Source organism: Streptomyces achromogenes (assembly GCF_030816715.1).
Taxonomy (GTDB): domain Bacteria; phylum Actinomycetota; class Actinomycetes; order Streptomycetales; family Streptomycetaceae; genus Streptomyces; species Streptomyces achromogenes_A.
This window is the reverse complement of record NZ_JAUSYH010000001.1, coordinates 4,298,933-4,324,078: the sequence shown is the minus strand read 5'-3', so window position 1 is coordinate 4,324,078 and position 25,146 is coordinate 4,298,933. Positions and strand designations below refer to the sequence as shown.

General features: G+C 73.3%; 23 protein-coding genes, 1 tRNA gene, 1 other RNA gene and 2 pseudogenes. 12 read left to right on the top strand and 15 right to left on the bottom strand.

Annotated elements, in window-relative coordinates:
- Nucleotides 1-23: 23 nt before the first annotated feature.
- A complete protein-coding gene (locus QF032_RS19370) occupies nt 24-221 on the bottom strand; it encodes a hypothetical protein (RefSeq protein WP_107105143.1) in 198 nt (65 codons plus the stop codon).
- A gap of 196 nt (nt 222-417) precedes the next feature.
- Between QF032_RS19370 and upp the strand changes: the two genes are divergently transcribed.
- A complete protein-coding gene (upp, locus tag QF032_RS19365) occupies nt 418-1,053 on the top strand; it encodes a uracil phosphoribosyltransferase (protein WP_307044257.1) in 636 nt (211 codons plus the stop codon).
- Between the two features lie 55 nt (nt 1,054-1,108).
- Here upp and QF032_RS19360 read toward each other — a convergent pair whose 3' ends face one another.
- Both QF032_RS19360 and QF032_RS19355 read right to left on the bottom strand, forming a co-directional pair.
- Entirely contained in the window at nt 1,109-1,792 is a 684-nt protein-coding gene (locus tag QF032_RS19360; protein ID WP_307050181.1) for a LytR C-terminal domain-containing protein, read from the bottom strand.
- A 253-nt stretch (nt 1,793-2,045) separates the two neighbouring features.
- Nucleotides 2,046-2,342 (bottom strand): type II toxin-antitoxin system VapB family antitoxin, encoded by a 297-nt coding sequence (locus QF032_RS19355; protein WP_004943146.1) that lies wholly within the window; start codon nt 2,340-2,342, stop codon nt 2,046-2,048.
- Between the two features lie 71 nt (nt 2,343-2,413).
- On the opposite strand from QF032_RS19355, the pseudogene QF032_RS19350 reads away from it, so the two are divergent.
- A pseudogene (locus tag QF032_RS19350) lies at nt 2,414-2,930 on the top strand (helicase HerA-like domain-containing protein); the annotation flags it as partial.
- A 31-nt stretch (nt 2,931-2,961) separates the two neighbouring features.
- Nucleotides 2,962-3,225 (top strand): helicase HerA-like domain-containing protein, encoded by a 264-nt coding sequence (locus tag QF032_RS19345; protein WP_307056794.1) that lies wholly within the window; start codon nt 2,962-2,964, stop codon nt 3,223-3,225.
- A gap of 141 nt (nt 3,226-3,366) precedes the next feature.
- Here the strand turns inward: QF032_RS19345 and QF032_RS19340 are convergent, their stop codons facing one another.
- From QF032_RS19340 to QF032_RS19325, 4 genes are all read right to left on the bottom strand, one after another.
- Nucleotides 3,367-3,492, bottom strand: a complete 126-nt coding sequence (locus tag QF032_RS19340; RefSeq protein WP_307044255.1) for a hypothetical protein — start codon at nt 3,490-3,492, stop codon at nt 3,367-3,369.
- Between the two features lie 57 nt (nt 3,493-3,549).
- The gene (locus tag QF032_RS19335) at nt 3,550-3,879 is read right to left on the bottom strand and encodes a hypothetical protein (protein WP_307044253.1); all 330 of its coding nucleotides are present in this window, start codon (nt 3,877-3,879) and stop codon (nt 3,550-3,552) included.
- A 188-nt stretch (nt 3,880-4,067) separates the two neighbouring features.
- A complete protein-coding gene (locus QF032_RS19330) occupies nt 4,068-4,712 on the bottom strand; it encodes an HhH-GPD-type base excision DNA repair protein (RefSeq protein ID WP_307056793.1) in 645 nt (214 codons plus the stop codon).
- Between the two features lie 24 nt (nt 4,713-4,736).
- The gene (locus QF032_RS19325) at nt 4,737-5,471 is read right to left on the bottom strand and encodes a siderophore-interacting protein (protein WP_307044250.1); all 735 of its coding nucleotides are present in this window, start codon (nt 5,469-5,471) and stop codon (nt 4,737-4,739) included.
- Nucleotides 5,472-5,548: 77 nt separating this feature from the next.
- On the opposite strand from QF032_RS19325, the gene QF032_RS19320 reads away from it, so the two are divergent.
- The 3 genes from QF032_RS19320 (at nt 5,549) to QF032_RS19310 (ending at nt 10,800) form a co-directional block, all read left to right on the top strand.
- Nucleotides 5,549-7,729, top strand: coding sequence for a penicillin acylase family protein (locus QF032_RS19320; RefSeq protein ID WP_307056791.1), 2,181 nt, complete (start codon nt 5,549-5,551; stop codon nt 7,727-7,729).
- Nucleotides 7,722-8,435: a GNAT family N-acetyltransferase gene (locus QF032_RS19315; protein WP_307056789.1), complete on the top strand. Its 714-nt coding sequence runs from the start codon at nt 7,722-7,724 to the stop codon at nt 8,433-8,435. Before QF032_RS19320 ends, QF032_RS19315 begins: the two co-directional genes overlap by 8 nt.
- Before the next feature lie 115 nt (nt 8,436-8,550).
- A complete protein-coding gene (locus QF032_RS19310) occupies nt 8,551-10,800 on the top strand; it encodes a copper resistance CopC/CopD family protein (protein WP_444875851.1) in 2,250 nt (749 codons plus the stop codon).
- A 51-nt stretch (nt 10,801-10,851) separates the two neighbouring features.
- Here the strand turns inward: QF032_RS19310 and QF032_RS19305 are convergent, their stop codons facing one another.
- Nucleotides 10,852-11,337: an acyl-CoA thioesterase gene (locus QF032_RS19305; protein ID WP_307044244.1), complete on the bottom strand. Its 486-nt coding sequence runs from the start codon at nt 11,335-11,337 to the stop codon at nt 10,852-10,854.
- Between the two features lie 161 nt (nt 11,338-11,498).
- The gene (locus QF032_RS19300) at nt 11,499-12,662 is read right to left on the bottom strand and encodes a macrolide family glycosyltransferase (protein ID WP_307056787.1); all 1,164 of its coding nucleotides are present in this window, start codon (nt 12,660-12,662) and stop codon (nt 11,499-11,501) included.
- A gap of 298 nt (nt 12,663-12,960) precedes the next feature.
- On the opposite strand from QF032_RS19300, the gene QF032_RS19295 reads away from it, so the two are divergent.
- Nucleotides 12,961-14,322: a wax ester/triacylglycerol synthase domain-containing protein gene (locus QF032_RS19295; protein ID WP_307056785.1), complete on the top strand. Its 1,362-nt coding sequence runs from the start codon at nt 12,961-12,963 to the stop codon at nt 14,320-14,322.
- Between the two features lie 73 nt (nt 14,323-14,395).
- Here QF032_RS19295 and QF032_RS19290 read toward each other — a convergent pair whose 3' ends face one another.
- Nucleotides 14,396-16,924, bottom strand: coding sequence for an ABC transporter permease (locus QF032_RS19290; protein ID WP_307056784.1), 2,529 nt, complete (start codon nt 16,922-16,924; stop codon nt 14,396-14,398).
- A gap of 285 nt (nt 16,925-17,209) precedes the next feature.
- Between QF032_RS19290 and QF032_RS19285 the strand changes: the two genes are divergently transcribed.
- Nucleotides 17,210-17,338, top strand: a complete 129-nt coding sequence (locus QF032_RS19285; protein WP_307044236.1) for a hypothetical protein — start codon at nt 17,210-17,212, stop codon at nt 17,336-17,338.
- Between the two features lie 88 nt (nt 17,339-17,426).
- On the opposite strand, the gene QF032_RS19280 is transcribed toward QF032_RS19285, so the two are convergent.
- Nucleotides 17,427-17,882, bottom strand: coding sequence for an ArsI/CadI family heavy metal resistance metalloenzyme (locus QF032_RS19280; protein WP_307044234.1), 456 nt, complete (start codon nt 17,880-17,882; stop codon nt 17,427-17,429).
- Nucleotides 17,883-17,909: 27 nt separating this feature from the next.
- On the bottom strand, nt 17,910-19,274 hold the full coding sequence (locus QF032_RS19275) for an FAD-dependent oxidoreductase (RefSeq protein ID WP_307044232.1): 1,365 nt from the start codon (nt 19,272-19,274) through the stop codon (nt 17,910-17,912).
- A gap of 137 nt (nt 19,275-19,411) precedes the next feature.
- On the opposite strand from QF032_RS19275, the gene QF032_RS19270 reads away from it, so the two are divergent.
- Nucleotides 19,412-19,786, top strand: a complete 375-nt coding sequence (locus tag QF032_RS19270) for an ArsR/SmtB family transcription factor (protein WP_307044231.1) — start codon at nt 19,412-19,414, stop codon at nt 19,784-19,786.
- Nucleotides 19,787-19,883: 97 nt separating this feature from the next.
- Here the strand turns inward: QF032_RS19270 and QF032_RS19265 are convergent.
- Together QF032_RS19265 and QF032_RS19260 are read right to left on the bottom strand one after the other, a co-directional pair.
- Nucleotides 19,884-20,072: pseudogene (locus QF032_RS19265) on the bottom strand (aquaporin family protein); the annotation flags it as partial.
- 78 nt (nt 20,073-20,150) lie between these two features.
- Complete coding sequence (locus tag QF032_RS19260) at nt 20,151-21,572, bottom strand: ATP-binding protein (protein ID WP_307056782.1); 1,422 nt, start codon at nt 21,570-21,572, stop codon at nt 20,151-20,153.
- Between the two features lie 186 nt (nt 21,573-21,758).
- On the opposite strand from QF032_RS19260, the gene QF032_RS19255 reads away from it, so the two are divergent.
- Nucleotides 21,759-22,184 (top strand): tyrosine-type recombinase/integrase, encoded by a 426-nt coding sequence (locus QF032_RS19255; RefSeq protein WP_307044228.1) that lies wholly within the window; start codon nt 21,759-21,761, stop codon nt 22,182-22,184.
- A gap of 174 nt (nt 22,185-22,358) precedes the next feature.
- On the opposite strand, the gene QF032_RS19250 is transcribed toward QF032_RS19255, so the two are convergent.
- A tRNA-Ser gene (locus QF032_RS19250) sits at nt 22,359-22,446 on the bottom strand.
- A 71-nt stretch (nt 22,447-22,517) separates the two neighbouring features.
- On the opposite strand from QF032_RS19250, the gene ffs reads away from it, so the two are divergent.
- Nucleotides 22,518-22,616: signal recognition particle sRNA small type (ffs, locus tag QF032_RS19245), an RNA gene on the top strand.
- Between the two features lie 90 nt (nt 22,617-22,706).
- Complete coding sequence (locus tag QF032_RS19240) at nt 22,707-25,124, top strand: DNA polymerase III subunit gamma and tau (RefSeq protein ID WP_307056779.1); 2,418 nt, start codon at nt 22,707-22,709, stop codon at nt 25,122-25,124.
- Nucleotides 25,125-25,146 lie beyond the last annotated feature (22 nt).

Genomic DNA, 25,146 nt, shown 5'->3' with positions numbered 1-25,146 from the left:
TCCGCTACGCCGCACGGCCGGGTCTACCAGCGGAACGTGCGCATCCGCATCGCGTGGCGCAGGCGGGCGGTCTTGGCGCGTCGCGGCTGGACCCGGTCGCGCAGTTCACGGGCCTCCGCCAGCTCGCGCAGAAACCGGGCGCGGCGCCGGCGGCGCTCCGCGTCGGTCTCGGGAGGCCTCGTCGGCGAGTCGCCGTCGGTCGGGTCGGGCAGGTCAGGCATCAGCACACCACCCCGGGTACCCCGGTCCGTCTCCATACCTGCCTCCCACTTTCCCTCCGACGGCCGGTGCCGTGCCAGCGAACGGCCGAAGCCGGGGAAAGTCCGGGAAGTCCGGGGAAGTCCGGGGAAAGTCCGGGGGAAAGGTTCACCGAGTGTGGGGACGCCGGGCAGGACGGCCCCGGTTACTGTTGTCGACATGCGTCTCCACGTCGTCGACCACCCTCTGGTCGCCCACAAACTCACCACGCTGCGCGACCAGCGCACCGACTCCGCGACCTTCCGCCGGCTGGCCGACGAGCTGGTCACCCTGCTCGCCTACGAGGCCACGCGGGACGTGCGCACCGAACAGGTCGACATCAAGACGCCGGTCGCCTCGACCACCGGCGTCAAGCTCTCCTACCCGCGTCCGCTGGTCGTGCCGATCCTGCGCGCGGGCCTCGGCATGCTGGACGGCATGGTCCGGCTGCTGCCGACGGCGGAGGTGGGCTTCCTCGGCATGATCCGCAACGAGGAGACGCTGGAGGCGTCCACGTACGCCACGCGTATGCCGGAGGACCTCTCCGGCCGCCAGGTGTACGTCCTGGACCCGATGCTGGCCACCGGCGGCACGCTGGTCGCCGCGATCCGCGAGCTGATCCGCCGCGGCGCCGACGACGTCACGGCCGTGGTGCTGCTCGCCGCGCCGGAGGGCGTGCAGATCATGGAGCGGGAGCTCGCGGGCTCTCCGGTCACCGTCGTCACGGCGGCGGTCGACGACCACCTCAACGAGCACGGCTACATCGTCCCGGGCCTCGGCGACGCGGGAGACCGCCTGTACGGGGCGGCGGAGTAGCGTCCGGACGTGCCGACGGCCGGTGAGCCGGCCGTCGGCAGCCCTTCTTCGGCCGTCAGCACCTCTTCTTGGTGGTGGCGCCTGCCGTCGGGTGCGGGGCGGCCAGCGCCGCCAGGGCCTTGGTCGCCTCCGCCTGGCCGGTCAGCGCCTTGAAGCCGTTGCCGATGATCAGGTCGACCGCCGTGCCCTTGCGGGCGGCGTCGGTGCGGCGCTCTGCGGTGCCGAGCTGCGTCGCGAGGACCGGCAGCGAGGTGTTGAGCGAGGACGCGGGCCCGAGCAGCATCCCGGTCCCGGGGACCTTCTTGTCGTACTGCTTGGCGGCGTTGCCCACTTCGCCGATCTTGAAGCCGCGTCTCTTCAGCTCGTCCGCGGTCGTCTTCGCGAGGCCGCTGCGGGTGGTGGCGTTGAAGACGTTCACCGTGATCTGCGCGGGCTTGGGCACCGCACCGGGCACCGCGCCCGCTCCGGCTGCCGTGCCCGCACCGGCGCCGCCGCTCGGGGCCGCGGACGGGGAGGCGGAGGCCGCGGGGCCCGCCTTCGTCGTGTTCTTCGAGCAGCCGTCCGCCGCCGTCGCGGTGCCCCCGCCGCCCGTGAAGACGTCGATGAGCTGCAGGGTGCCCCAGCCGGCCACGCCGAGGACGGCGCCGCAGGCGACGACCACGACGGCAAGCCGGCCGCGTCGACGATGGGGGCGCATGCGGGGGTATTTGTCCCCCGTGATCCGGTACTTGCCGCCCATGCCGGGGGGAGTCAGCATGCTCATGGGCGCAGCGTAGTGCGCCCGGGCAGCCGTGACTAATAAACGATCATCCGACACCGCGCGGGGCGTGAGAAAGAACCCGAAAGGGTCAATCCGGAGGTCGCCCCAGGCCTCGTCGCGGCCCCCACGACGGTCCGACGGCGGCCCGAAGGAGCCTGACGACGGTCCGGGCAGGGTCCGACGAACACCCGGCCGCGGCATGGCGGAGGCCCGGGCGACGGCCCGGCGGGGCTCAGTCCAGCTCGAGCACGCGGGCGTGGAGCACCTGTCTCTGCTGGAGCGCCGCCCGCACCGCGCGGTGCAGTCCGTCCTCCAGGTACAGGTCGCCCTGCCACTTCACGACGTGCGCGAACAGGTCGCCGTAGAAGGTGGAGTCCTCCGCGAGCAGGGTTTCCAGGTCGAGCTGCTGCTTGGTGGTCACCAGCTGATCGAGGCGGACCGGGCGCGGCGCGACGTCCGCCCACTGCCGGGTGCTTTCCCGGCCGTGGTCGGGGTACGGCCGGCCGTTTCCGATGCGCTTGAAGATCACACGGAAAGCCTACCGGTCCCGACGTTCCGGGCGCAGCCATGGCGACGGAGTGCGACGCTGGAAAAGACGTGATGAACGGGGGGAAAAGGGAACGAGGAGCTGACGATGAGCGAGTCGACGCGCGCCGGTGACATCGCCGCCGGCTACGCCTTCAGCGGACCCGCCCTCGACCTCGGCGCCCTGCTGTGGGAGGCGGGAAATGTCTGCCCGAGGCCCCGGTCCGCATCCCCCTCCCCATGCTGAACAGGCACGGTCGGGTCGCCGGCGCCACCGGCACCGGGAAGACCAAGACGCTCCAGCTGATCGCCGAACAGCTCTCGGCGCAGGGAGTGCCGGGTGTTCCTGGCCGACGTCAAGGGCGATCCGTCGGCGGTCTCGGCACCTGGGGAGGCGAACGACCGAATGCGAGGGCGGGCGGCGGAAGTCGGCCAGAAATGGACGGCAACGGGTTTCCCCGCCGAGTTCTACGCCCTCGGCGGCCTCGGGCACGGCGTCCCGCTGCGGGCCACCGTCACCGGTTTCGGGCCGGTGCTGCTGTCCAAGGTGCTCCAGCTGAACCGGACGCAGGAGCAGTCGCTCGGCCTGATCAGTCGCGCTGTACGGGCGGTATGCACAGGCTGTGGACAGAGAGTCGGCGTTCGAGAAGCTGTCCGCCGCCGCCCGGCCGCCCGGCGGGAACACCCCGGCGGCGACGAAGAAGGCCCCGCCCCCGCCCCTGGCGTGGCCGAGCGCGACCCCTCCTGGCGTGGCCGAGCGCGACCCCTCCGTCGTGGAACAGGTGGTGGGCAGCGGGATCTTCAAGTCGCCGGCCTGCTCGGTCGGGACCCAGCTAGGCCGGGAGATCACCCGTTCCCTCTTCGGGACGACCCGCAGAAGGCGTTAGCCCCTGACGGGGGCGGGTCGGGGCCTGACAGGGCCGGGCTCAGAGGTGGCCGGGGCCGGGGACGGGGGCCATTCCCGTCCCGCTGTTTCCTGGGTGCCCCCGGACCCGGCTCCCCATCGGTGATCTCCGCTACCGCTACCGCTACCGTTCCCGCTTCCGCAAAGGCTGCTGCGGGTGGGCCGGTTGCTGGGCGGGGGGCTTGGGAGCGCTGCGTGCGGCTTCCGCGCGGAGCAGGGCGCGCAGGACGGCGTACGGGTCTGTGGGCATGGTGATTCCTCGCAGGGTGCAGGGGTGCTTGCTGACGGGTCCGGGGGACGGCGTCGGTCAGCAGCGCAGGACCACCGTGCGCAGGGCGGACAAGAGGTGCGGGCGGTGCGGGGTGTGTGAGGACGGTGGCGGCGAGGAGGGCGGCCGGGTCGGTGGGCCGCCCGGTGGGAGGGGGGCCGGCCGCAGCGGGGCGGCGGGGCGGTGACCACAGGAGGCCGGGCGCAGCGGCGTGTCGAGGACGTCGTACTCGACGATCTCCGAGGCGGCGGCCGGCGGCGCGGCCGGCTCGGCGGACCCGGCGGGAGCGGCCGGCGCGAGCAGGGCGAGGAGCACGACGAGCACGCGCAGCCAGGTGTGGCTGCGGGGGTGCCTTCGTGTGGTGCTCATGGGAGGTCATCTCCCCGCGACACGCCCGGCGTTCAGCACGCCGGGCGGGAGAATCACCTGTTCGGAGCAGGGATGCGGGGGGCGAAAGCGTTACCGCCGACCAGGACCAGGACCAGGACCAGGGGCAGGACAGGGGCAGGACAGGGGCAGGACCAGGACCACGGGTAGGACCGGGGGCAGCGGGCGGGTCAGTCGGTCGGTTCCTGTTGCTCGACCTGTTTCCCCGCTTTTCCTGCCTTCCCGGCTTTCCCGGCCTTGGCGGCCTTCGCCGCCGCCTTCATCTCCTGTTTGTGCGCCCGGACCTTGCCCAGCGACTCCGGGCCGGTGATGTCGGCGACGGACCGGAAGGACTCCGGCTCCCCGTAGGGGCCGGCCGCCTCCCGCCAGCCCGTGGGCCGCACGCCGAGCTGTTTGCCCAGCAGCGCGAGAAAGATCTGCGCCTTCTGCCGCCCGAACCCGGGCAGCTCCTCGAGACGCCGGAGCAGCTCCTTGCCGGTGTCGGCGTCCTTCCAGACGGCGGCTGCGTCCCCGTCGTAGTGCTCGACGAGGTACTGGCAGAGCTGCTGGATGCGCTTGGCCATGGAACCGGGGTAGCGGTGCACCGCCGGCTTGTCGGAGAGCAGCGCGGCGAAGGCCTCCGGGTCCTGGACGGCGATGTCCTGCGCGTCCAGGTCGTCGGCGCCGAGCCGGTCGGCGATCGTCCGGGGGCCCTTGAACGCCCACTCCATCGGGACCTGCTGGTCCAGCAGCATCCCGACCAGCGCGGCGAGCGGGGACCGCCCGAGGAGCTCGTCGGCCTCGGCATCCTGGGAGAGGTGAAGGGTGACGTCCATGGGTCGATGATCCCGCCTGGGCGGTCAGTCCGCGCGCCAGTACCCCAGGGCGTGCACCCGCTCCTTCGGGACGCCCAGCTCCTTGCGCAGGTACGCCGACAGCGTCCTGGTGGTGTGGGTGTCGCAGGCGATCCAGACGTACGGATCGGGTGTGGCCCGCAGCAGTCCGGGCAGCTCGGCCCTGACCCGCTCGACCAGCTCCGCGCCGGCGTCGCGCCGGGGCACGTGCCGTATCTCGTGGCGGGCGGGGTCGGTCCGGAAGGGCAGGCCGTCGGCCTCGCCCTCGAACCAGACGGTGGCCGGTGCGGAGCCGAGCGCGCCCTCGCCCTCGCCGAGCAGCGAGTTGACGGCGGGCAGCGAGGCCGGGTCGCCGATGACGAAGACGTGCGAGGGAGCCGGTGCGGGCGGCGCGAAGCCGGTGCCCTGGACGGTCGCCTCGACGGTGTCGCCGGGCTTCGCCGCCCTGGCCCAGTCGCTGGCGGCGCCCTCGTGCAGGGCGAACTCCAGGCTGAAGGCGCCGGACGCCGGGTCGGGGTCGACCAGCGTGTAGGCGCGCTGATGCGGCCGGCCCGCGTTGTCGAACCAGAGCCGCACCCACATCGTCGGGTGGACGCCGGTGGCGGCGAGCAGTCCGCCGTCCGACAGACGCAGCCGCCGGTAGTCGCCGGTGACGTCCTCCGCGGCCGTCACGGTGAGGGTGAAGTCCTTCGCCCGCATCAACTTGAGGACCGCGCCCTCCCAGCCCCGCCCCTGTGCCATTCCTTCTTCACCCTTCACGTACGATTCCGCCGCGAGTACTTAGGAAAGCCTAACCTTATGGGAAGCTGGGACGCAGGGTGACCACCGAGATCTACCGCGACGCGTGGGGCGTCCCGCATCTGCGCGCCGACGACGCCCGATCGCTCGCCCGCCTCCAGGGACTGGTGACCGCACGGGACCGCGCCTGGCAGCTCGAGGTCGAACGGCACCGCGCGCGGGGCTCCTCGGCGTCGTTCCTCGGACCGGACGCCCTCTCCTGGGACCTGCTCGTGCGCCGCGCCCGCCTCGACGACACCGCGCGACGCTGCTTCGACGACCTGGCCGGGCGTGACCCCGAGACGGCCGACTGGACGCGCGCGTACGTCGACGGCGTCAACGAGGGCCTGCGGGAGACGGCACGCGCCGGCCATGCCTGCGGCCTCGCCCCCGAATTCGCGCGCGTCGGCCTCGCGCCCGGCCGCTGGGAACCCTGGACGCCGCTGGCCGTCTGGCTGGCCACGCACCTCCTGTTCGCCGGGTTCCCCGCCAAGCTGTGGCGCGAGGAGGCCGCCCGGCACCTCGGCCCCGAGGCGGTCGGGCTGTTCGCCACGGACGGGCCCGGCACCTCCGGCAGCAACGGCTGGCTGGTGAGCGGCGACCGCACGGTCACCGGGCAGCCGGTCATCGCCGGCGACCCGCACCGGTTCGTCGAGGACCCCGGCGTGTACCAGCAGATCCGCCTGGCCTGCGACGAGTTCGACGTCGTCGGACTCGCGGTCCCCGGAGTCCCCGGCATCGCGCACTTCGGGCACACCGGCACGGTCGCCTGGGCCATCACCAACGCCATGGCCGACTACCAGGATCTCTACCGCGAACGCCTGCGCCGCACCGGCACCGGCACCGGCGTCGAGGCGCTCGGCCCGGACGGCTGCTGGCGGCCGGTGGCCCGGCACACCGAACTCGTGCGGGTGGCGGGGGAGGAGTCCGTCGAGGTGGAGGTGCTCGAGACCGAGCGGGGTCCGGTGATCGCCGGAGGACCGGAGGGCCTCGACGGCACCCCCGGCTCACGTGACCGAGCCCCCGGCACCCCCCCAACACCTGGCGCCCCCGAGGCCCCCGGCGCCCATGCCTCCCCCGGTACCCCTCCGCTCGCGGTGAGCCTGCGCTGTCCGCCCCGGGTCACCTCCGACCTCGGCTTCCAAACCCTGCTCCCGCTGCTGCGGGCCCGCCGGGTCGCCGACGTGGACCGGGCCTTCGACCAGTGGGTCGAGCCCGTCAACGTCGTACAGGCCGCCGACACCGAGGGCGGTCTGCTGCACCGGGTCGCGGGCCGGGTGCCGCGCCGTGCCACGGCCAATGGCACCCGCGTCGTGCCCGCATGGGAACCCGGCCACGAGTGGACCGGCTGGCACGAGACGCCCCGCGCTGGAGTGACCGACGGCGTCGCGGTGATGGCCAACCAGCGCGGTCCGGCGGCGCGGCTGGGCGTCGAGTTCGCCGCGCCGCATCGCGCCGACCGCATCCGGACGATGCTGGCAGGCCGGCGGCAGTGGTCCGCGTCCGACATGCGGGCCGTCCACACGGACACCCGTCTCGCCTCCGCCGAGCCCCTGCTGGAACGCGTGTCCGCGCTCGACGGCCTGACCGGCCCGGCCGCCGCACTCCGCGAGCGGCTGCTGCGCTGGGACCGCCGGATGGACGCCGACAGCGAGGACGCCGGCCGGTACGCCGCCCTCCGCGGCGCCGTCGTCCGCCGACTCGCCGCGCATCCCGCCTTCGCCGCCCTGACGGCCCCGCCCGCCTACCCGGACGTCCTCCTGCCCTGGCTGGCGCTCCTCCCGCGGATCGGCTTCGCCCTCGAACACCTGCTGCGCGCCGAGGAGTTGTACGGCGTCGACCGGCAGCGGCTGGTGCGGGAGGCCCTCGAGGAGACGGCCGGGCAGCCGGCCGCCCCCTGGGGCGACACCCACCGCCTCGCCCCCTGGCGGGCCCTGCCCGACCCCTCGTACCGGGGACCGGCCCTCGCGGGCGACCACGACTGCGTGCTGTGCACCTCGTCCGTGCCCGGCGCGACCGATCTCGCCGCCCGCGGTCCCGCCGCCCGCTACGTGTGGGACCTGGCCCGGCGCGAGGACAGCCTGTGGGTCGTCCCGCACGGCGCGTCCGGCGTTCCCGGACATCCCCATCACCACGATCAGCTCCCCTTGTGGCTCGAGGGCGAGCTGGCTCCCGTCGTCACCGACTGGGCGCAGCTGACGAAGGAGAGCGACCATGGCTGACCGTTCCGCAGCGGGGTACGACCGTTCCGTACTGGCGGACGACTCCTCGGCGCCGGAGGGCGCACGCGGTCCCGCGCCTCAGCACGCCCCCGGGGACGCCCCCCACCACATCCCCGCACCTCCGTACGTCCACCGGCAGACGGTCGGCGGGTTGGGCGTCGTCGGCATCCGTCCCCTCGACGCCGAGGCCGACGCGGACGTCGTCCACGGGTGGGTCCGCGAGGAGCGGGCCGCGTTCTGGGGCATGAACGGCCTGACGCGGGACCAGGTCGCCGACATCTACGCGCACATGGACGGCCTCGACACCCACCACGCGTTCCTGGTCGAGCTGGACGGCGTCCCGGTCGCCCTCTTCCAGACCTACGAGCCGGCCGCGGACCGGGTCGGTGACTGCTACGAGGTGGCCGCCGGCGACCTCGGCATCCATCTGCTCCTCGCGCCGGCGGGTGCGCGGGGCGCGCGGAGCGGCTGGTCGTCGGCGCTGATGGGCGTGCTCGCCTCGTACGTGCTGCTGGGCCTCGACCGGCCGCGGGTCGTGGTGGACCCCGACGTGCGCAACGAGAAGGCGATCGCCCGCTTCCTGCGGCAGGGTTTCGAGGCGGGCCCGGTCGTCACCCTGCCCGAGATCGACCTGCCGGACGTGTATCTGCCCGAGAAGAAGGCCCGGCTGGCGTTTCTGCGCCGGGAGGTAGCCTTCCCCGCGTGACGGCCCGGCCCACCCCGTAAGGCCTCGTGGTGAACCGGATGGCCCTTGCACGCGTACGTATCCGCAAGTACGGGAGTACGCGGGTCTCGAGTCTCGAGCAAGACGGAGCGGTGACGTGAGCGAAGGGCGCGATGGCGGGCGACCCCAGGGCCGGCACGGCGACGGGCCCGGCCCCGGACCCGACGGCGGACCGGGCGGCGGCCCCCTCGGCCGCTCCCGCCGCGCGTGGTTCGGCGGAGGGCGGTTCGACGGTGTGCCGCCGGCCGGTCGACGGCGCCGGCTGCGGGGGCTGGTGCTGGTGGGCGCCGTGCTCGTCCTGCTCGGCCTCGGCGCCGGACCGGCCTCGGCTCACGCGGCCCTCCGCAGCGCCGATCCGGTGGACGGAAGCGTCGTCAAGACGTCCCCCGGCTCGATCACCCTCACCTTCACCGAGTCGGTGGGCCTGCTCGACGACTCCTTCCGCGTCTTCGACCCGGACAACCAGCGGGTGAAGACGGGACGGGCGGGGCACGCCGACGGCCGCGCCGACACCGCGCGCGTCACCCTGCCCCGCAGTCTCGGCACCGGCACGTTCACGGTGGCCTGGCGCGTGGTGTCCGCCGACAGCCACCCGATCGCCGGCGCCTTCACCTTCTCCGTGGGCAAGCCGTCCGCCGTCCCGCCGGTCCTGCCCAGCACCTCCGTGGAGGACCCGGCCACCAGCGGTCTGTTCAACATCGGCCGCTACCTCGCCTACCTCGCCGCCGCCCTCCTCATCGGCACCGGCGTCTTCGTCGCCGTCTGCGGCCCGCCGGACGTCCGCCCACTGCGCAGGCTGCTGCTGGCCGGCTGGTGGGCGCTCGCCGGATCGACGGTGTTCCTGCTCCTGCTCCGCGCCCCCTACGAGACCGGCGCCGGCCCGGCGCAGGCCCTGGACCTCTCGGGCCTGACCCGCACCCTGGGCACCCGTCCCGGTTTGGCCCTGGTGGCGCGGCTCGTCCTGCTGGCGGCGGTCGCGGCGCTGCTCCTGCGGCAGCGCGCGCTCCCCCGGGGGGAGCGGCCCTCGCGCGCTTCGCTCGTGACCGGCGGCGCGCTGGCCGTGGCCCTGACCCTGACCTGGGCCGCCGCGGAGCACGCGTCGGCCGGCATCCAGGTCCCGGCGGCGATGACGTCCTCGGTGCTCCACCTGCTGGCGATGGCGGCCTGGCTGGGCGGTCTGACGGCCCTCCTCACCCTGCTCCACCGCGCCTCCGTCCCCTCGTACGTGGTCACCCGTTTCTCCCGGACGGCCGGCCTCTCGGTCGTCGTCCTGGTGGTCACCGGCGTCTACCAGTCCTGGCGCGGTCTCGGCTCCACGTCCGCGCTGACGGACACGACGTACGGCCGGGTCCTGCTCGCGAAGCTCGCCGCGGTGACGCTCCTGCTGATGGCGGGGGCATGGTCGCGCCGGACGGTCCGCGACGCGACGGCGGTGTCGGCGACGAAGACGGCGAAGCCGGCGACGAAGACGGCCGACGCGGTGAGCACGGCGACGACACCGGGGAACGTGACGACCGAGGCGACCGAGGCGACCGTAACGACCGAGGCGGCCGCGGTCAGGGAGGCGACCGCGAAGAGGGACGCCCGGGTGCCGCAACCCGTGGGAGGACGGGCGGCCGTGGCGGCCGACGCCGACGCCGACCGCGCCCCCCACCGGGCCGTCGCCGACTCCGGCACGGACCGGCCCCAGGCCGACGACGACACGGGAAGCCGTCCCACCGACAGCGACCCGAAGGAGGCCGCGCCCCCGGCCGACGCACCGTCCGCCGACGACTCCCCCGCCGGATCGCCCCGCACCGCCGCCCCCACCCGCACCTTCGCCCCCACCCGCACGCCGGTCGACCCGCGGCGGTCGCTGCGGCGGTCCGTGCTGGTCGAGGTCGCCGTCGCGGTCGTCGTGCTCGTCCTGACGACCGTCCTCACCGGCACCCTGCCGGGCCGGGCGGCGGCCGAGGCGGCGAGCGAGGCGGCGGCCGGGCAGGGCATCGGACTGCCCGTGGCCTCCGTGGTCGACGTCCCCTTCTCCTTCGGCTCACCGGGCGTCAGCAACGTCCGGGGCAAGGCGCAGGTCACCCTCGACCCGGGGCGGGTCGGCGACAACAACGTGCAGGCCGTGGTCTACGGCCCCGACGGCGGCTTCGTCAGCGTGCCCGAACTGCGCATCTCCTTCACCCTCCCGGACCAGGACGTCGGCCCCCTCGACGCCAAGGTCACCGACAAGGGCGGCTACTGGGCCGCCGAGGCCGTCAACCTGCCCATTCCCGGAGACTGGGAGATGAAGGTGACCGTGCGGGTGTCGGAGGTCGACCAGGTGAGCGTGACGAAGCCGGTCCGCGTCGAGCGCTGAGGCCGCCCGGCGCCCCCGGCGCCCCCGGCGCCGCCCGGGGCGCACCCGAGGTCAGCGCCCCGGCTCCGGAGTGGCGTGGCGGGCCGCCAGGGCGAGTTCCTCCTCCTCGAGGCGGCGCGAGCGGCGCGCGTCGGGGTCGTACGCGACGGCCGTGCTGACGCAGGTGCAGAACACCCGCGCGTCACGGGTGACGCGGCTGGTGACCCGGAAGGACGAGCGGCGCAGGTCGCCGATGGTGGTGACGATGGTGACCGGCTCGGGCTCCAGCACGAGCGGCTCGGTGTAGTCGAGCTCGTGGCGCGCGTACACGAACCGCGGGCGGATCTCCTGCCCGGGCAGCCCGGGGCGCAGGTAGAACAGGTCGATGTGGGCGTCCTGGATCATCTCGAGCAACCGTGCGTTGTTCACATGCTGCATGGAGTCCAGGTCGCTCATGCGGACCTGCCGGAGATACAGGTGCGGCCGGCGGTCCGGCGCGTCGTGGGGAGGGCGCGCGGTGCTCGTGCGGCGGACGTCGGACGCCAGGGCGTGGCTCAAGGGGTCGCTCCTCGGAACAGGGTCCCGGCCTCCCGGGCCGGCGTGTGGTCCCGGCGCCGCGGCTGCCGGGACGGCGGGCCCCGGCGACGACCGCGGCCCCGTGGTGGACGGGTCTCGGCGACCGCGGTCTACAGGGCCCGTTCGATCAGGTCGGCCGCGGTCTACAGGGCCCGCTCGATCAGGTCGGCCGCGGCGCCCGCCCCGCCGGCATCTGTGATCTCCCGGCGCATGGCTGCCACGCCCGCCCGCACGTCCCGGTCGGACGACACCCGCAGGACGGCCTCGCGCAGCGCCTCGGGCGTGACGGTCTCGCGGGGCAGATGGACGCCGAGCCGGAGCTGTTCGATCCGGGCGGCGTTGACCCGCTGCTCGGCCATCTGCGGCACCGCCACCAGCGGCACGCCGTAGTGCAGCGCATCCATCGTGCCGCCCATCCCGGCGTGGGTGACGAAGGCGTCCGCGTGGGCGAGCACAGCCAGCTGGGGCACGTGCGGATGGACTTCGACGGTGTCCGGGAGGGGCCCCAGCTCGTCCGGCGCGACGGCGTGGCCGACGGACATCACCACATGCCAGGGCAGCTCCGCGAAGGCCTGGACACAGGACCGGTAGAAGTCCGGCCGCCGGGTGAACTGGGAGCCCAGCGACACCAGCAGGACCGGCAGGTCCGGCCGCGGGGGCTGCCAGGAACCCTGGTAGGAGCGGTCGCCGAGCGCGGGTCCGACATACGCGACGTCGCGTGCCGCGACGGTGTCCGCCCTGCGCTGGAAGGCGCGGGGGAAGAACGCGACGGCGTGCTCGGGGTGCACGAGCTCGAGGATCCGCGCGCTGTCCACCCCGTGCTCCGCGAAGGCGGCCGTCAGCTTCCCGAAGCCCGGGATCTGGGGCAGCCCGGGCACGCCGAAGAACTCGGGGACGATGCCGTCGTAGGCCAGATGGGTGGGGGACGCCACCACGACGGGCGTCTGCCGGCTCGCCCCCAGCAGCAGTCCGGCGAAGGCGTAGACGTCGCACAGCACCAGGTCCGGACGGTCCCGGTCGAACGCCCGGGTCAGGGCGGGAAGCGAGGCCAGCGCGGTGTCGACGACCCGGGCGAACCCCTCGCCCATCTCCTCCGGCGCCTCCGAGCCGTCCCCGGCGTCCGGGTAGAGCACGGGCTCGGCTCCGGCCGCCTTCACCTGGTGCACGAACTCCTCGGTGACGGCGTACGTGACCCGGTGCCCCCGCCGTACGAGCTCCTCGACGACCCCCAGCGTCGGATTGACGTGCCCGTGCATCGGAACGTTGAACACGGCGATGTGCGCGGGATGCGGTTGAGGACCAGGCACGACAGACAACTCCTGTCCGGCGCGGGGCCGGGGCGGTGGACGGGGAACAAGGAACGGCGTGCCCGAAGGCGGACGCAGGATCCCGATTAAAGGTGCTCCGACACGGTCCGCGTCCGCAAACCTGCTGCAGTGTCACCCCATCAGGGAGCCGTCACGGCCGTGCGTTGACACCCGCGGGCCGCGCAGGACGTGACCGCCGCCCGGATCGGCCGTTGGAGGGACAGGACCCCGTCCTCCGATGGCCGGCCCCGCGCGCGGGGCGGCCCCCGCCGGGGACGCCCACGACAGGAGCAGTCTCATGCCCGGATCGCATCTGCCCTTGATGGAAGAAGGCATGGCCCGCTGGCCCTTCGGCCCGCCCAACGCCGGGATCGCCCTGGATTTCACGGGCGTCCCGCCCACGCTGGACGAGCTGCGGGCGCTGGTCGGCGACCGCTGGAAGGCGCTGCCCCGGCTCACCCAGACGCTGGTCGCCCCCGGCCGACCCCGGACGGGCCTCGCCTGGTGGACCGGCCGGCATCGCTGGGCGCGACGGGACGGCCACGATCTGGGCCGGCAGGTCGACGAAGCGGACGGCACCCTGCGGGACGCCGTGCGGCTGTGGTTCCACACGCCGTTCCCCGCCGGCCGGCCGCCGTGGAGCCTGCACCTGCTGCGGGGCTCCGCCGAGGGGGAGTTCTCCCTCCTCTTCCGGATGCATCACAGCCTGCTGGACGGCCGTTCGCTGACGACCCTGCTGCGGGCCCTGTTCGACGACGGCGGCCCGCTGGACGGCGCCGCCTCCCTGGCGGTGCCGGGCCCCCGGCGACGGACGGTCCGGCCGGCCCCGGCCGTGGGGGGCCCGCCGGGGCTGCTCACCGCGGGACGCGCGGTCCCCCTGCCGCACCGGGGGGCGCGGGAGCCGGCCTACACGGTCGTGCGGCTGCGCGCCGACGTGCTGCGGGCCGCGCGCGAGGCCGCGCCCGCCCGCACGGCGACCACCAACGAGGTGTTCCTGGCGACGGTCTCGGGCGTCCTGCGCTCCTGCCTGTCCGCCGCGGAGACCGACCCTCCCGTCTCCGTCTCCGGGACGGCCTCCGACGGCGACCGACCCCGCATCGGCGACCGGACCCGCAACGCCGACCGGGGTCGGCGGAGGGAGAGGGGGCGGGAGCCCGGGCCGGTCTGGCTGTCGGTCCCGGTCGACGAACGCCCTGACGACTGCGGTGAGTTCCTGGGCAACGCCTTCGCCAACGTCCGCGTGCCCGCGCCGGTGACCCTGTCCGACCCCGCGGCCCGGCTCACCGCGTGCACCGGTCTGCTGACCCCGGTCACCCGGCCCCGGCGCACCTCCGAGAAGCTGTTCGAGGGCACGCTCGCGGCGGTGCCCGGGGCGACCATGGCCCTGGCCGGCGGGAAGATCTTCGCGCCCGCGTACGCACCGGCCGCCTGCTCCTACGTCCACCTGCGCGAACAGGGCCAGACCCTGGCCGGACGACCGTTGCGCCGCCTCACCATCGTCCCCATGGTGCCCCCGGCCGACACGGCCACCTTCGCGCTGGGCGGCTGCACCCGGGGTCACACGCTGAGCGTCGCCACCAACTCGGGCAGCCAGGACGCCGAACTGCTGGCGGAGGCCTTCCTCGACGAGCTCACCCTCCTCGCCGAACGCACCCCCTGAACGCCCAGCCCCGTCGGGCCCCATCGGGCCGCGCCGCGCAGCGCCGGCGACCCGGCGCTCCGCAGGGCGTCCTTCATTCCTTGGCCGTCGCCACCGTCACCGCCCGGACCCTCAGGGCCACCCGTCCGGGCAGGGCGGTGGCGACGAGCGCGAGGAGTCCGGCTCCTGCGACCACCGTGACGTACACGAGCGGTGTGACCGCCGGTGCGGCTCGGCCCGTCATGCCGATGCTGAACGAGGTCAGGACAGCCAGGGCGATGCCGCTGCCGAGGGCGGTGGCGAGGAAGAGGACCGACAGGGCCTCGGTGCGCAGCATGCGCAGCACCTGCCGGCGGGTCGCCCCCGCGAGCCGCAGCAGCGCGAACTCCCGGACGCGCTCCGAGACCGACATGGCGAGCGTGTTGACCGCGGCGATGGCCGTGAAGGCCAGCACGAGCCCCATGGCGAGGAAGCCGACCTCGGCGTCGGTCTGCCGGCGCTGCGCCCGGAGCGAGTCGGCGGCGGCCGGGGAGAGAACCTCGAGCCCCGGAAACCCTCGCAGGTCAGCCACGAGTTGTGCCCGCGTGCGGTCCGTGCCGACGAGGAGGGAGCGAGAGAGCGGGTTGTCGACGTGGCGGGCGAGCAGGTCGTGCGCGAACGTGAGGTCTCCGAAGCCGAGGCCCTTGGCGTAGACGGCGGTGACGGTGAGCGTGGCGGGCGTGCCGTCGCCGAGCGTGAGCTTCAGGGGGCTTCCGGGTTTCAGGTGGAGCCGGTCCGCGGCCAGTTCGCTGACAGCGACGGTGTGCTCGGTGAGCCCGCCGAGGGACCCGGCGGTGACGCCCGGGTCCCAGGTGCGGGCGAGGCCGGCGGGGGTGACTCCCTGGGCCGCGTACTTGTCGAGGCCGACCCGGACGGTCGTAGGGACCACCTCGGTGACGACGGCGTGCTCCGTACGCAGCTGCCGTGCCGCCTCGGACGGGACACCGGGCCCCCGGGCGGCGACCACCCAGTCGGCGCGGATGCCCTCACGGGTCTGGGCACGGGCCGCGTCGCCGAGGGTGGGTTGCACGAACAGCACCGTGCAGGTCATGCCGATGAGCAGTGTGAGGGGAGTGACGACGGAGGCCATGCGGGCGGCGTTGCCGCGGAGGTTGGCGGTGGCGAGCCTGCCGCCGGGGCCGGTCAGGCGCAGCGGGCCGGTGAGGAGGAGGGCGGCTGCTGTGACCAGCAGCGGCCCGAGCAGGGCGACGGAGGTGGACAGGACGACGACGGCGAGGAACGTCACCGGGGTCGAGGCGGGCTCGGTGTGCAGGACGCTGAGCAGGGCTACGAGGACGGCGCCCCCGGCGAGCAGCAGCAGACCGGCGAGAAGACGGCCCCAGGCGGGCCGGGTGCGTTCGGCCCGGGCCTCGGCGAGCGCCTCGGCCGGACGGATCCGGGCCACCCGGCGTGAGGCGATCCGGGCGGCGGCCCAGGCCCCGAACAGGGTCGCGGTGACGGCCGCGAGCGGCGGGAACACGCCGACGGTGTGCTGCAGCGTGTCGGGCACCGCGCCCAGGGCGACGAACCTGCCGTGCAGCCAACCCCCCAACGGAAGACCCGCCAGGGCCCCGGCCGTGCCCGCGCCCGCTCCGACGATCAGGGCCTCCCGACCGAGGAGCCTGCGGATCTGCCCGGAGGTGGCGGCGACGGCGCGGAGCAGGGCGAGTTCGCGCAGACGCTGCTGGACGGAGAGCGCGAACGTCCCTACGACCACGAGGATCGCCACGAGCAGCGAGGTGCCGCCCATCGCACCGCCCATGCTGACCAGCTTGGTGCGCGCCGCAGCGGCGTCCAGGAACTCCACCGGGCCACGGTCGTCTCCGGAGCCGACCTGGGCCCCGGTGCCGCGGAGAGCCTCGGACACGGCATCCCGCAGCCGGCCCGGATCGGTGCCCGCGTCCGCGATCACACCGAACGCGGTGACCTGCCCGGGGCGGGCGGCGAGACGACGGGCCTCGGCCGTGGAGAAGAAGAGGGACGTCTGATGGCGAACGGCTGTGGCAGGGGCGGCGATGCCGGAGACGCGGTAGGAGCGCGGCGCCTTGCTCGACTGGACGGTGAGGCGGTCACCGGGTTCGAGACGGGCGCGCTCGGCGAGGTAGCGGTCGACGACGACATCGGTGGCGGCCGTGGGGGCTGTGCCGGCGGTGAGCCGGTACGGCGTCAGCGCGGCGGACTCCCAGGCGTGCCCGTGGGCGGTCCTTCCGCCGGTGCCGTTCGCTGTCAACGGCTCGGCCATGAAGGTGAGTTCGGGGATGACGCGGGCAACGCCGGGCGTGCCGGCCAGGGTGCGTCCGATGCCGGCCGGGAGCCAGGCGCGCTCTGCGACGGGTTTCGCCTTGTGCTTGACCTTGGTCTTGCCCTTCTTCCGCTTGACGGTGCTCTGGTGGACGTTCTGGTCGGCGGAGACCACAACCGGTGCCGCGGCGTAGCGCTCGGTCCGAATGGTGCCGCGCAGCCCCGTCTCGAGGAGCGTGCCGCACGCGGTGATCAGGGCGGCCGCGCACATCAGGGCGAGGAAGGCGCCGAGGAAGCCCGCCTTGCGTGCGCGGACGGTCTTCAGGGCGTAGCGCAGCATCATGAGGGATCGGCCTCTCCGGTGTTGTCTGCGAAGGCCCGCTCGAACAGTTCCAGGCCGGCTGCGTACGCAGGGTGGTCCAGCGCGTCCACGACATGCCGCACCTCAGGACTCCGCCGACTGCCCGGCGGGAAACGCCGGTCGCCGGGAACCGCCCGCTGACGGCGTGGGTGGGCGAGTGCCCTGAGCGCGGCGAGATCACCGAGTTCTACGGGTGCGACGGGGGTGCGTTGCGCCTCTGGGGATGTGTCGGCGCCGGGTTCCTGTGGCATGCCCACACAGTCGTCTGTGCACAGGCATCCGTGCACTGCGGCGACCCGGCGTCCTCGACGGGGGGCTGCCCCCACCCTCGTCGGACTCACCGTCGAGGAGGCCGCCCGCCGCCTCGGCATCGGCCACACGAAGATGTACGAGTAGCAGGTGCCGGCGGCCAGGGTGCCCGCAGCGCGACTGGTCCCCCGCTCCGGTCGCGGCCTCGCTGGTGTGGAGGCGGGGCATCGGCGGATCAGCAGCAGCCGCTCGCTGCGGCCGGTTCCTTCGCCTCAGTGTCGGCCCGTTCGGCGCAGCAGGTGCTGCCCTGCTCGGCCAGGGTGCCGGCGTCGGCCTTGACGACATACACCTCCCAGGGCTCCTGGCCGGGGCCGTGGACCCAGACCTTGTCCTGGAGGGCGTAGCAACAGGTGGTGTCGTTCTCCTCGGTGGTGGCCAGGCCGGTCTCGCTCAGGCGGGCGGCGGCGGCATGCACGCTCTCTGTCGATTCGACCTCGACGCCGAGGTGGTCCAGGCGGGTTGTCTCTTCCGCCGTGCCTTCGATCAGGACGAGCTTGAGCGGGGGCTCGGTGATGGCGAAGTTGGCGTAGCCGTCGCGGAGTTTGGCGGGCCCGGTGCCGAAGAGCTTGCTGTAGAAGGCGATGGAGGCGTTCAGGTCGGGGACACGGAGCGCGAGTTGTACGCGGGACATGGTGAACCTCCTTGATGAGTAAGGCGATCAGCAGCCGCCGGTGGTAGCGGCCGGGGCACCGATGCCGATCTGAAGGGCGGCCGGAGCTGCACAGCAGCCGCCACCCTCGACGCTCTGGGCGGCGTCGGGCTCCTCCAGCAGGCCCCCACCGCTGCACACCCCGGTCTCCGGCAGGGTCAGTTCGACACGCTCCGCGGCTTCCCGGTCTCCGGCGATCGCCGCCGCGATGGAGCGGACCTGCTCGTAGCCGGTGAGCGCGAGGAACGTGGGGGCGCGGCCGTAGGACTTCATTCCGACCAGGTAGACGTCCTGCTCCGGGTGGGACAGTTCGGTGGCACCGTGCGGGTAGACGGTGCCGCAGGAGTGGATGTTCGGGTCGATGAGCGGGGCCAGCACGGTCGGTGCCTGGAGGCGCTCGTCGAGGCCGAGCCGGACCTCGGAGAGAAAGGACAGGTCCGGGCGGAAGCCGGTCAGGACGATGACCTCGTCGACCGGGTCGATGCGGCGGCCGTCCTCCGCGACCAGGATGAGCCGGTCGCCGTCACGCTCGACTGCTCGGGTGCGGAAGCCGGTGACAGCGCTGGCGTGGCCGTTCTCGACCGCGGCCTTCGCGGCCAGGCCCAGGGCGCCGCGGGCGGGCAGCTGGTCGGCTTCGCCGCCGCCGTACGTGTTCGCGCCGATGCCGCGGCGCAGGACCCATGCCGCGTGCGTGCCCGCCTCTTCCTCGGCCAGGTCGGCCAGGTATGCGAGCGCGGTGAAGGCGGAGGCGCCGGAGCCGACGACTGCGGTGCGCTTGCCCGCGTAACGGGCGCGGACAGCCGGGTCCCTGAGGTCGGGGACTCGGTAGGAGACGCGGTCGGCCGCCGCTTTCTCGCCCAGGGCGGGCAGGCCGTCGGCGCCGAGCGGGCCGGGGATGGACCAGGTACCGGAGGCGTCGATGACGGCGCGGGCGCTGATCCGCTCCTCGCGTCCGTCGGCGAGCTCGAGGTGCACGGTGAAGGGCTGCTCGTCGCGGTCGGCGTCGACGATGCGGTCGCGTCCGGCGCGGGCGACGCCAGTGACCGTGGCGCCGTAGCGGACCTTGTCGCCGAGGACATCGGCGAGCGGCTGGAGGTACTGCTCGGCCCAGTCGCCGCCGGTGGGGTAGGCGCCGTCCGGGCGGACCCAGCCGGTGGGGGCGAGGAGCTTCTCGGCGGCCGGGGAGGTGACCTCGGCCCACGGAGAGAAGAGGCGGACGTGCGCCCAGTCGCGTACGGCCGTGCCAGCGGACGGGCCGGCTTCCAGGACCAGCGGGTCGAGGCCGCGCTCGACCAGGTGGGCGGCGGCAGCCAGGCCGACGGGACCGGCGCCGATGACTACGACGGGCAGCTGGTCGGTGGTGGGCGCGTTCACGAGGTTCCCCTTTGTTTCGACGTTTGTCGATGTTCTGTGCCATCAGGATGGCATCTGTATCGACAAGCGTCAACATAGACATCCATCGAATCCGCAGCCCTTCGGCCTTCTGATTCGACATGTGTCAACATAGATGCATGTCGAACACCGAGGCGCTGCCGCTGATCGAGTCCGAGTCCGACGCAGTGGTGCCGTGCTGCCCGCCACTCACCGAGCGGCCGTTCTCCGCGGAGGAGGCCGAGACGGCCGCGCGGATGTTCAAGGCACTCGGCGACCCGGTGCGACTGCGGCTGTTCACGGCGGTCGCCTCCCACGAGGGCGGCGAGGCGTGCGTGTGCGACATCTCCGACGTCGGCGTCTCCCAGCCGACCGTCTCCCACCACCTGAAGAAGCTCAGGGAGGCCGGCCTGCTCACCTCCGAGCGGCGCGGCACCTGGGTCTACTACCGCGTCGAGCCGTCCGTGCTGGCCGCGATGGGCAAGCTGCTGACGATCGCGCCGGTCGCAGCCTGAAGGCCACCGGCAGCCAAGGGAACCCACCGTCCGGTCGGCCCGATGAGCGCATGGCCGGGCTCGACGAGTGCCGCGGTCCCACCACCCGCTGAATGCCCAGCTGGAGGCCGACGTCCTTCGTCAGCTCGGTGGCCTGGATGCCGGAGCCGACCACGACCGCTACGAGTGCCGCGGTGCCGACCAGTTCGGCGGCCGCCTTGGCGAGCAGGGGAGGGGCCTGGGGCGGGGTGGCGCCTGGGGCGGGCTGAGGCTCAGTGGCCTGGGCTACGGAGGGCTGCAGGGGAATGGGGTTGGGGGCAGGTAGCGGACCGTGCTGAACAGCGGCGAATGCAACCAGAACTGCAACCTAGCCCTCGGTTCCTGCTCATGCCCTGCGCCATGAGTTGAGCAGTTCCTCGGGGCCGTACACCGCCTGAAGGCCGGAACAACCGACCCCGTTGCGGGAGACCGCCACGAGGGGTACCGGCTCGTCGGTGATCGCTGCCCGGTGCTTCTGCAGTGCGGTCAGGTCGTGGCTGTCGAACGGGGAGTTCTCCAGCCACTTGACCGAGCCGAGGAAGAGCAACTGCTTGGCCACCGGTTGCCGGTCGGCGCCCACCAAGTCGATTTCGATGTCGTTGCTGCGGGTCCAGTACCCGCCGATCGCCGGGGCGGCAGGCAGGAGCCCGTCCGGCAGGAGGCGGGCGAGGGATTCCCGCACCAGGGGCTCGATGGCGCGGCCCCGCCAGCTCGTCCACTGCTCCTGGATGCGGCTCAGCGTGAGATCCCCCCGCATCCGTTCGATCTCCGCCATGTGCGGATCCAGAAACGCGAGCCAGAACCGCAGGTAAGGGTCTGCCACCCGGTAGCGGCGTTCCTTCGACGGCCTCAGGGAGAGGGGAAGTTCGGCGGCCACGACCCGTTTCTCGGTCAGCACGTGGGTAGCTCGGGTGAGAGTGGTGTGGGCGATGCCGCCGGCCGCGCGCGCGATGTTGGTGAAGGTCCGTTCCCCGGATCCGATGGCCCGCAGTACCTCCCTGCTCATCGCCTGTGGCGGAAACTCCGCGGCCAGTGAGCGTTCGGCGGAGACCAGCAGGGCCGAGATGGGGTTGTCCAGCGAGTCGCGGAGGAACTCCCAGACGTCGGCCCCGGCCTGCCACTCCGCGCAGATCAGGGGGAGACCCCCCGTGACCAGCGCGGCGTCGAACGCGGCCGCCGGAGACAGGCCGAGCATCTCGCCGATGTCGGCGGGGTTCAGGGGCCCGACGATCATTTCCCGCCCCCGCTGGTGAAAAGGACGTGCGTAGCTGTTCAGCGCCTCCATCATCGACAGATCGGACCCGACCAGGAGGAGAAGTACCGGCTTTCGGCTGAGCAGCCGGTCCCATGCCCGCTGGAGCATGCCCTCGAAGGCGTCGATGCGGTCCATGAGATACGGAACCTCGTCGATGACCACCACGCTCGGGGTGTCGTCGGGAAGCATCTCCGCAAGGAGCCTCAAGGCCGCGTTCCACTGCGCCGGGGTCTCCTCGGTGAACAGTTCCCGCTCCGGCAGGTTGGATCTGGCGACGGCGTCGAGCAGCTCCGTCAGTTCGTCCTCCGCCGTGCCGCCCGCAGCGGTGAAAAAGAGGTACGGCGTCCCGGTACGCCGGAGGAACTCCTCGACGAGGCTGGACTTGCCGACTCGCCGTCTTCCCCGCATGAGGACGCATTGCCCCGGTTTCGCCGACCCGACGGCATCGTGGACCGCCCGCAAGGCGGTGTCGAGCACGTTCAGTTCGCGATTCCGCCCGATGAAGCGACGCATGGCAAGCCTCCCGAGAGGGATAGTATCGGCAGAGATACTATCTCTCTCGATACCATGTTCCAGGGTCGTCGGTGGGGCGGCCAGCGGGCCAGCTCGTGGGGCTGCACTGGGAGGACGTCGACCTCGACACGGGGTACGTCCGCATCAGTAAGAACCGGCTGCGCCCCAGGTAAGCCGACGGCTGCGGTGCCAACCCGTACGGCCGGAAGGCGGGCTACTGCCCTCAGAAGGAGCAGACGCGGCCGCGAGCACAAGTCCACCAAGTCTCGCGCGGGCCGGCGCACCATCGGCCTGCCCGATCCGCTGATCAAGATTCTCCGTCAGCACCAGGAGGCCCAGGAGCGGGAGCGGATCGCGGCCGGTGCCGACCGGGAGGCCAAGGGGTACGTCTTCGCCTCGCCGGTCGGCGGACCGCTGAGCCCCAACACCGACTTCCGCGTCTGGAAGCGACTCCTGAGGGACGCGGGCGTACGGGACGGCCGTCTCCATGACGCTCGCGACACCGCCGCGACCGTCCTCCTGATCCTCGGTGTCCCGGACGTCGTGATCGACTCGATCACGGGCCGGGAGCCCGGGGAGCGGCCCGCATGCACGCCCGCTACACGCAGGTGACGGCGACCATGCTCCGCAAAGTCGCGCAGCAAGTCGGCGACGCTCTCTGGGAGCTCCCGGAAACGGACTCAGAGACGAACGGAGACGGAAACTGAGACGGAAACCGAGACGGACAACGACGAAGGGCCCCACCGCGAACGGTGGGGCCCTTCGACATCGTGCCCGGTGAGGCACTGGCGGAGGATACGAGATTCGAACTCGTGAGGGGTTGCCCCCAACACGCTTTCCAAGCGTGCGCCCTAGGCCACTAGGCGAATCCTCCGCGGCAAACAATACAAGACGTTGAGGAGTGCTCGCGAACTCGTTCCCCCCGCTCGGATCCTGTAGCCTGTGCGGAGCCCCTCACGCGGCGCTATCTGACTGAACTCCCCCAGGGCCGGAAGGCAGCAAGGGTAGGTCGGCTCTGGCGGGTGCGTGGGGGGCGCTTGTGTTCCCGGGGCCCGGGTCGGGCCGGGTCGGGGCGGGTGGGCGGCGGGACCGGGCGTGGGTCCGATGTCGGTGGTCGCCTATAACCTCGTATGCGTGTCTTCCCTCGCGCTGTACCGCCGCTACCGCCCGGAGTCGTTCGCCGAGGTCATCGGGCAGGAGCATGTCACCGACCCGCTGCAGCAGGCGCTGCGGAACAACCGGGTCAATCACGCGTACCTGTTCAGCGGGCCGCGTGGCTGCGGGAAGACCACCAGCGCGCGGATCCTGGCCCGGTGCCTGAACTGCGAGCAGGGCCCCACGCCGACCCCCTGCGGGGAGTGCGAGTCGTGCAAGGACCTGGCCAGGAACGGGCCGGGATCCATCGACGTCATCGAGATCGACGCCGCTTCGCACGGCGGTGTGGACGATGCGCGTGACCTGCGGGAAAAGGCCTTCTTCGGGCCGGCCCGCAGCCGCTACAAGATCTACATCATCGACGAGGCCCACATGGTCACGTCGGCCGGCTTCAACGCGCTCCTCAAGGTCGTCGAGGAGCCGCCGGAGCATCTGAAGTTCATCTTCGCCACCACTGAGCCCGAGAAGGTCATCGGGACCATCCGGTCCCGTACGCATCACTACCCGTTCCGCCTCGTGCCCCCGGGGACCCTGCGGGAGTACCTCGGCGAGGTGTGCGGGCAGGAGGGCATTCCCGTCGAGGACGGCGTGCTGCCGCTCGTCGTGCGCTCCGGCGCGGGGTCGGTGCGTGACTCCATGTCCGTCATGGACCAGCTGCTCGCCGGCGCCGGCGACGCCGGTGTGACGTACGCCATGGCCACCTCCCTCCTCGGGTACACGGAGAGCTCGCTGCTCGACTCCGTGGTCGAGGCCTTCGCCACCGGCGACGGGGCCGCCGCCTTCGAGGTCGTGGACCGGATCATCGAGGGGGGAAACGATCCGCGGCGGTTCGTCGCCGACCTGCTGGAGCGGTTGCGGGACCTCGTCATCCTCGCGGCCGTCCCGGACGCTGCGGAGAAGGGGCTGATCGACGCCCCGGTCGACGTCATCGAGCGCATGCAGGCCCAGGCCGGCGTCTTCGGCGCCGCCGAGCTGAGCCGTGCCGCCGACCTCGTCAACGAGGGCCTCACGGAGATGCGCGGCGCCACCTCGCCCCGTCTCCAGCTCGAGCTGATCTGCGCGCGCGTGATGCTGCCCGCCGCCTACGGGGACGAACGATCGGTCATGGCACGCCTCGACCGCATCGAGCGCGGGGTGCAGGCGGCGGCGCAGGGCGCACCCGTCATGCAGACAGCGGCGTCGCCGATGCCGCCCACGACACCGGCCATGGGGTATGTGCCGGGGCCGGAGGTGCACGGCGGCGGGGCCGCGGCGGCCCGTGCGGCCGTCCGGGGCCAGGGGCAGGCACCGGGACAGCCGCAGGGCCCGGGACAGGGACCTGGGCAGGCACAGCCGCAGGGGCCTGGGCAGGGGGGCGGCGGTTTCGGGCCGGCGCCCGTTCAGTCCGGCCCGGCCGCGACACCGGCCCCGCCCGCCGCTGCCGCCGCCCCTGCCCCCGCCGTCCAGCCTGCTGCTCCGGCATCGGCTCCGGATACGGCCGCGCCGCCCGCGGAGGCGGCTCCCGTCCAGTCCGCTCCCGGCGCCTGGCCGACCGCCACCGCGGCGGGCAGCGGGCGTCGGCCCGGCGGCTGGCCCACCGCCACGCCCGCGGGGGGCGGCGGTCGTCCTCCGGCGGCACCGGCGGCGAACGCCCCGGCCGCCTCGGCCGCTCCGGCAGGCACCCCGGCCGCGCCGCCCGCACCGGCCACCGCGCCCGGCGGCTACGCGCCGCCCGCCGGCGGCCCGGACCCCCGGATGCTCTGGCCGAACATCCTGGACGCGGTCAAGAACCGCCGTCGGTTCACCTGGATCCTGCTCAGCCAGAACGCCCACGTCGCCGGGTTCGACGGCACGACACTGCAGATCGGCTTCGTCAGTGCCGGCGCCCGGGACAACTTCGCGAGCAGCGGCAGCGAGGACGTGCTGCGGCAGGCGTTGTCCGAGCAGTTCAACGTGCAGTGGAAGATCGATGCGGTCGTCGACCCGTCCGGCGGTTCGGCGCCCCCGCCCGCCGGAGGGTTCGGCGGCGGATTCGGCGGTGGCGGTGGAGGCGGCGGTGCCGCGGGCGGTGCCCCCGGCGGTTACGGCGGCTCCGGCAACGCCGGTGCGCACGGCGGCTCCGGTGGTCCGGGCGGCTACGGCGGCGGCGGTTCGACAGGGCCGTCGGCGATGGCCGCGGCCGCGTCGCCGGCGCCGGCCGCGTCCGCCGGTCCCGCTCGCCAGGCGTCCCCTCCCGGGCCGGCGGCCGACGCCTCCAGACCCGCGCCGTCCCGCCCGGCCGCCCCCGAGCCGGTGGCCCCCGAGGACGACACCCCGGAGGACGACGACCCCGACCTCAACGAGTCGGCCCTCTCCGGATATGAACTGATCGTGCGCGAGCTGGGCGCGACGGTGGTGGAGGAGTTCACCAACGACTAGCGGTCGGCTGGAGGAACGCACA